This window comes from Microcoleus sp. Pol7_A1, from assembly GCF_036701085.1.
Classification (GTDB): domain Bacteria; phylum Cyanobacteriota; class Cyanobacteriia; order Cyanobacteriales; family Microcoleaceae; genus Microcoleus; species Microcoleus asticus.
Genome location: NZ_JAUBQD010000125.1, coordinates 1 through 6,665, shown reverse-complemented (window position 1 = coordinate 6,665; position 6,665 = coordinate 1). Strand labels below are relative to the sequence as shown.

The window sequence follows — 6,665 nt, the reverse complement described above, 5'->3', positions numbered from 1 at the left end:
AATATCTACCAAAATGGAATTATCGTGCAGTTCCGACTATTTAGCAGACGCTAATGTTATTAAATTTTCATTCCTTACCACGAAGAGCCTGGCAAGGAAAAAAACAAGCAAGAAAAACCGGGGAACCGCAACTACAAACCCGAACATTCTCTAGGTTCCGGCAGTTCCGTATACTTGAGCCAATACTCGTTAAAACTCTGCATCATTTCCAACAAAGAAGCAAACCCGATCGGTTTAACCAAATAAGAATTTACCCCTAAATCGTAAGCTCGCTTGACATCAATTGTTTCCTTAGAAGAAGTAAGCATAACCACCGGCAAGCGTTTTAGTTCCGGTTGCTGCTTCAGCCAAACCAGAACCTCGTGACCCGAGCGCCTGGGCAATTTCAAGTCTAGTAAAATTATCGCAGGTAAAGGATAGCGATCGCGATCGCTATACTCTCCGTCACCATTTAAATAAAAAACCGCTGCATCTCCATCTCGCACAATGTGCAGGGAAATATTAGCAAAAGTCTCATTGCGAAAGGCCCGCTGCATCAAAAGAATATCAACCGGATTATCTTCCACCAGCAAAATCGTCTGCATTACTTTCATGCCTTCCTCAAATTTATCCAAAATCGACTGCCTTGTCCTAATTGAGATTCCACACCAACTTGACCGCCCATGCGAGCAGATCCTTTTTTTACAATAGCTAATCCTATACCAGTTCCGGGGTAAGACTCGATACCGTGCAGCCGTTCAAAAACCCGAAAAATCCGTTTTTGATGTTCTGGAGCTATACCGATGCCGTTGTCTTCTACCCACAGACGGATGATGTGGAATGGCAATTCGCGACTGGTAATCAGTAACTGGGAATGCTCCCATTGTCCCACTCTTCCCCTTTCTAATTCTCCCGCTGTTGCGCTATTTGTCTCTCCCTCTTGAGGCAGCTCAATTTCCTCAGCCCATATCTGCACCTGTGGCGATGCACCTTCGACAAATTTTATAGCATTGGTGAGCAGATTTGCGATTACTTGAACTAAAGTAACGCGGTGGGCAATTACCGCAGGCAAGGGCGATCGAACACTGATTTGAGCGCCTGTGGATTTAGCGTCGGCTTGTACCATAGCAATTGCTTCGGCGACAGCAGATTCTAACTCTAAAACTTGCAGCGATAAATCAGTGCGGCTCAGGCGGCTGTAAGCTAGCAAATCTTGGATCAATGCTTCTAATTGTTGCCCCGAATTAACAATTTGCTGGGCGTATTCTTGACCTAGTTCGTCGAGGAGGTCGCGGTAATCTTCTAATAAAGCTTCAGCTAATCCCTGCATTCCCCGCAGGGGAGCGCGCAAATCGTGGGCGACGGTATAGGCGAAAGATTCTAATTCTTCGTTAGCTGCTTGAAGTTGATTGGTGCGGAGTTCCACTCGCCGTTCTAAGGTAGCGTTGAGCATCCGAATTTCTGCTTCTGCTTGTTTGCGCGCAGTTACGTCAATGGCGGTACTAATTACTAAACTTCTGCCGTCGGAAAGCTTGCCTAAAGGTGCGGAATAAAAGTCCCAAATTCGACTTTCGCCGCTGGCTGTGGCAATCATATATTCGCCTTCAGAAATGCGCGCGTTTAATTGGTGCAGCCGATCGATATCTGCTTGCACTACCGATTTGCGGCTGTGGTAAGCTTTTTCTGTCCAATCTTCAATTGTGGGAATTTCTGAGTGTTGGTAGCCTGAGAGTTCTGTCCAAGCGCAGTTAATTTGCAAAACTTCTCCGTTTTCAGCGTGCAGCATAATTGGCAGCGGGGCGTCGAGAATGGCGCGGCGCAAACGTTCTTGGGTTAATTCTAAGGAGTGGCGATCTTGTTCTAGCTGTTCTAACAGTTGATTTTGCTTGATTTCGGCATTGTCGCGCAAAGTTCGATCGCGCTTCACTAAATAGTAAACCAACACCATCAACAGGAAATTTACTAAAGCGGCAACGGTAAAAGTCAGGATTGTCAAATTAGCACTCGCTTGAGATTCTCGGGCGCGCTGCTGCAATAGCTTAGTTTCTTCGGCAGTCATGGCCGCTATTTGCTGCCGAATGTCGCCCATGATTTGCTTTCCCCTACCGGATTTTACTCGTCGCAGGGCTGCTTCTAAGTTTTGTTCGCGTCGCAGATTGATGGTTCCTTCAAGTTCGGCTAATTTAGAGTCGATCGCAATTTTCAAGTCGCGAATGCGCTGTTGCTGCCGATTGTTGTCGGCGGTTAGCTGCTGCAATCCGACTATTTGTTCGTTGACGCGGGCGATCGCGCTGTTGTACGGTTCTAAATACCGTTCTTCTCCCGTCAGTAAATAACCGCGCTCTCCGGTTTCAGCATCTTTTAAGGTGGAAAGTGTGGCTTCGAGTTCGATTAAAACTCGGTGAGTGTGGTCCACCCAGCGTTCGTTTTCGAGTAACTTGAGAGTATTGCGGTAGGAAGTTGCCGCATTGAAAATCAACAGCGCCACGGCCATTCCGATACCTGCGGTGATTTGGCTAGTCAGCGATTGTTTCATGACATACTCGGCACGCGATTCCTGCTTTTTCTTTTATTTTAGCTGGATTAAGAGTACCCGAATTTTTGGCGCGTACACGCAGGCGGCGAAAGCCTATAAATTTAAGGATCAAATGTGCGATCGATCTTGTCTTTCGTTTAGTCACGCTCTTCCTCGCATCCCCCTTAAGTCGGAGATGTAAGAAATCGCTCTCTTACGTCGCCTGATTCACGCAGGCACCACACAATCTAGGAGCGTTAACAAAGCTTTATTCACCATGTTTTGTTGCATCGATTATGCTGCTTTCACAGTTTCAAATCGCGGCGCAAAGAAAAGAGTTTTTACTGTTGACTTAAGTTGATTTTTGGGGTATATTTTAGATAATGGGAGTGGTGATATAAATTTTAATTTTGGCACTATTCCCATTATTAAATAATACACGATCGAGCCAGCCACGTCAAGCTTTTTACCCCCCAAAAAAAGGCTAATTTTTAATATATTATTTAAAAAATAATTCGTTGGACGCAGGGGAGAAATTCACAGAGGCGATCGCGCGGGTGAATATTATAACAAATGCCAGCGATCGGGTAACAGCGGAGAATTCATCGGTTGAAATTAGTTGAATATCAAATCCGGTAACATCGGAATAATACTATGTTTGCGAGCGCGATCGAGCGTCTGGCTCGCAAACAGAGCGAGACGATCGCACTGCACTCGAAAAATGATTATTCCGATGCCAGCGAAAACGATATAATTAGGCAACCGCAGCGGCTTTCATCGCCAAAATGCGATCGATCGTATCTTCAACAACCTTATCAGGCGTAGAAGCACCAGAAGTCACGCCCACCACAATTTTACCATCCGGCAGCCAACCTTCAGTTACGACCAAATCTCCCCCCAAAGGCTTGTGTTCGATCCGATTTCCCGGTAAAATGCGCTCCGCACAATCAATGTGATAAGAAGGAATAGTTTTGTCGATCGCAATTTCCTGCAAATGCGTAGTATTAGAAGAATTAAAACCCCCAATTACCAGCATCAAATCCAACTTTTCCTCAACCAAACTCAACATAGCATCTTGCCGTTCCTGAGTCGCATCGCAGATAGTATTAAAACTCTGAAAATGCTCGTTCAAATTCTCAGGCCCAAACTTCCGCATCATCGTTTTTTCAAACAACTTGCCAATATTCTCTGTCTCAGTTTTGAGCATAGTAGTTTGGTTGGCAATTCCCACCATTTCCAAATCCCGATCCGGATCAAAACCAGCAGAATAAGCCTTACTAAACTTAGCCAAAAACTCAGCCCGATCGCCCCCGTGCAAAATATAATTGCTGACATATTCAGCTTCCTGCAAATTCAGCACAATCAAATACTTATCAGCAAAAGAACTCGTAGCAACAGTTTCCTCATGCTTGTACTGACCGTGAATAATTGAAGTGCAATCTCTCTTTTTGTGCTTTTCAACAGTATTCCAAACCTTAGAAACCCAAGGACAAGTAGTATCAACAATCTTGCAGCCTTTATCATTAAGCAACTGCATTTCTTGCACGCTCGCCCCAAAAGCCGGTAAAATTACCACATCGCCGCTATCGACAACTGAAAAATCTTTCTGCCCCTTCTCAACAGCAATAAAACCAACTTCCATATCTCGCAAATGCTGATTTACAGACGGATTGTGAATAATTTCATTAGTAATCCAAATCCGTTCGGAGGGGAAATGCTGGCGAGTCTCGTAAGCAATAGCTACAGCGCGTTCCACCCCCCAGCAAAACCCAAAAGCCTGAGCCAGCCGGATCGTGACTGCGCCGCGTTCCAGCCTGTAATTATTGTCGCGAATTTGCTGGATCAGACTGCTTTGATAAGCCGTCTGCATGACGCCAGCTACCTCAGCTTCGTGTCCGAAACCCTTGCGGTGGTAGTTTTCAGACTGTTGGAGCGATCGTTTAAAAGCTTTAGTATCCATGCGGTATCGAGTTGAAATCTAGGTTAATTACCTTTGATTTTAGAACCATTGGAGAATTCCTATCTCAAATTTGAAAACCCCGTCTGCAACAACGGCAAAACGGGGCTACACAAGTATTTTTGACTTTGACTGCCAATCCTAGCTTCAAACCTTCTTCGGCGCAAAATCCGGCAAAGAAACCCCGTTTCTTAGAAAAATCTGCTTGAGAGCCGATAAATCTACAAAGAAACCGGGTTTCAGAGGCTTGAGTGCGTCAGCCTTATGATAGTTTCAAACCTTTTTCGGCGAAAAAGGAGAACTCGATTCCAACGAACTGAAACCGCCGGCAAAATCCTCACCGTAAGCTTCTTCCCCGTGCAGGCCGATATCCAAACCTTGGTCTTCAGCAGATGACGGCACTCGCAGTTCCATAAACTGCCCCAAAATTTTCAGGATCACAAAAGTGCCGACAGCGGCAAACACGTAAGTAGCTAGAATGCCTACCAACTGGGTGCCGATTAGCGCCGGATTCCCGGCAAACAGCCCGTCATTTCCGGCAGCGTTAACCGCTTTAGTCGCAAACACGCCAGTCAGAATCGCGCCCACAGTCCCGCCGACGCCGTGAACCGGGAATGTATCCAAAGAGTCGTCAAATCCCAGCTTAGCCCGGAAACTAACGGCAAAGAAGCAGCAAACGGAAGTGATCGATCCGATCAAAAGCGCTCCCACTGGAAGCACGAATCCAGCCGCAGGTGTGATGCCCACCAATCCCGCTAGGAAACCGCTAGCAATTCCCACTGCTGTCGGTTTGCCTCTGAGCACCCATTCCACGATTGTCCAAGTTAAACCGCCGGCTGCTGTTGAAATCATCGTGGTGACAAAAGCCACTGTGGCTAAAGAACCAGAACCCAAAGCACTACCGCCGTTGAAGCCAAACCAGCCGAACCACAGCATCCCAATTCCTAGCAAGACGTAGGGCACGTTGTGGGGGGTGTGGGGCTTGTTCAAGTGGTCTTTGCGGGGCCCGATTACCCAAGCTGCGACAACCGCAGAAACACCGGAACTAATGTGTACCACTGTGCCGCCGGCAAAGTCCAGAGATCCGATCGCCTGCAGCCAGCCTCTACCCCAAACCCAGTGGGCTAAAGGAGAGTATATGAAGGTAGACCACAGCAGCACGAACCAAAAATAGGTTTTAAATGTTACCCGTTCGACGATCGCCCCGGAAATCAGTGCGGGAGTGATGATGGCGAACATCATCTGGTACACCATGAAGACTTGGTGGGGTATTGTCGGTGCGTAGCCGATCGGATCTGGTTTGTCCGCGGTGACGTTGTTCAAGAACATCCAGTCGAAGCCGCCGATGAAGCTTTCGATCCCTTGCCCAAAGCCTTCGGACGCTGGAGTGGAAACGTCAAATGCCAAACTGTAGCCCCACAGCGTCCAGGTGACGCCGATCAGTCCCATCATGACTAAGCTCATCATCATGGTGTTGAGGACGTTGCGCGATCGCACCAGTCCCCCGTAGAAAAACGCCAGCCCCGGTGTCATTAGCAATACCAGTGCTGCGGAGACCAACATCCAGGCCGTATCGCCGGTGTCGATCGGATTCGGCGCCACCGCTGCTGCTGGATCGACAGCTTGAGCTAAGGCATTGTCAGTCAGCGGTACGCTTAACAGCCACAGGGCGATGATGCCGATCTTTAAACTTTTTTCGATCACGTTAGTTGTACCTTCTCATACTCAGCAATTTTCATGGAAGACCGGACCGATTTTAGATGGGAGGATTTTAGATGCAATAGTTATTTGGTTTTAAGTCCCTGTTTTAGCGGAACAAATCTTCAATAGATAATTCCCCAATCCTCAACCCCCGACTTCGTATAGCCGGACTCATCTAAATTCGTCAACCATCAATCCAACGGTCTGTGCTTTTGGATTGCACCATTTGTAGAAACAGTTATTCTGTATCACGTTATACTAAAGAGCTAACGATCGTATTTCTTCATCTATCCGTCGCTACTTGACATAGCCCGTGGCAGCAGAGTATCAGGGGAGGGCTAGTAGAGGATAGGGGGAGTGTTTTGAGTTGGGGAGAGTGGGAGGAGGAGGGGAGGAGAGTTGGGGACAATATGACTTCATCCTCCATCTTTTTAACTCAATACTCCGGACAGTTTTTAAATAGGGATGCTTACGCAATAAAGCACAGAAGCGAAAAAACTGAGTGCTATCTGA

Annotated in this window: 4 protein-coding genes; all 4 read right to left on the bottom strand. The window is 47.1% G+C overall.

What is annotated here, in order from left to right; genetic code table 11:
* Window positions 1–131 precede the first annotated feature (131 nt).
* The 4 genes from QUA20_RS31250 to QUA20_RS31235 all read right to left on the bottom strand — a co-directional run bounded on the left by QUA20_RS31250 (window position 132) and on the right by QUA20_RS31235 (window position 6,155).
* Window positions 132–614: a response regulator gene (locus tag QUA20_RS31250; RefSeq protein ID WP_333194206.1), complete on the bottom strand. Its 483-nt coding sequence runs from the start codon at window positions 612–614 to the stop codon at window positions 132–134.
* Window positions 590–2,515 (bottom strand): CHASE3 domain-containing protein, encoded by a 1,926-nt coding sequence (locus tag QUA20_RS31245; RefSeq protein WP_333194205.1) that lies wholly within the window; start codon window positions 2,513–2,515, stop codon window positions 590–592. Before QUA20_RS31245 ends, QUA20_RS31250 begins: the two co-directional genes overlap by 25 nt.
* 733 nt (window positions 2,516–3,248) lie before the next feature.
* Window positions 3,249–4,454, bottom strand: coding sequence for a 4-hydroxy-3-methylbut-2-enyl diphosphate reductase (locus QUA20_RS31240; protein ID WP_172190836.1), 1,206 nt, complete (start codon window positions 4,452–4,454; stop codon window positions 3,249–3,251).
* Between the two features lie 270 nt (window positions 4,455–4,724).
* Window positions 4,725–6,155: an ammonium transporter gene (locus QUA20_RS31235; RefSeq protein ID WP_333194204.1), complete on the bottom strand. Its 1,431-nt coding sequence runs from the start codon at window positions 6,153–6,155 to the stop codon at window positions 4,725–4,727.
* Between the last annotated feature and the right edge of the window lie 510 nt (window positions 6,156–6,665).

Excerpts from the sequence above, each read along its gene's own strand:
- QUA20_RS31245 (WP_333194205.1), bottom strand. The coding sequence starts at position 2,515 with ATGAAACAATCGCTGACTAGCCAAATCACCGCAGGTATCGGAATGGCC.
- QUA20_RS31240 (WP_172190836.1), bottom strand. The coding sequence starts at position 4,454 with ATGGATACTAAAGCTTTTAAACGATCGCTCCAACAGTCTGAAAACTAC.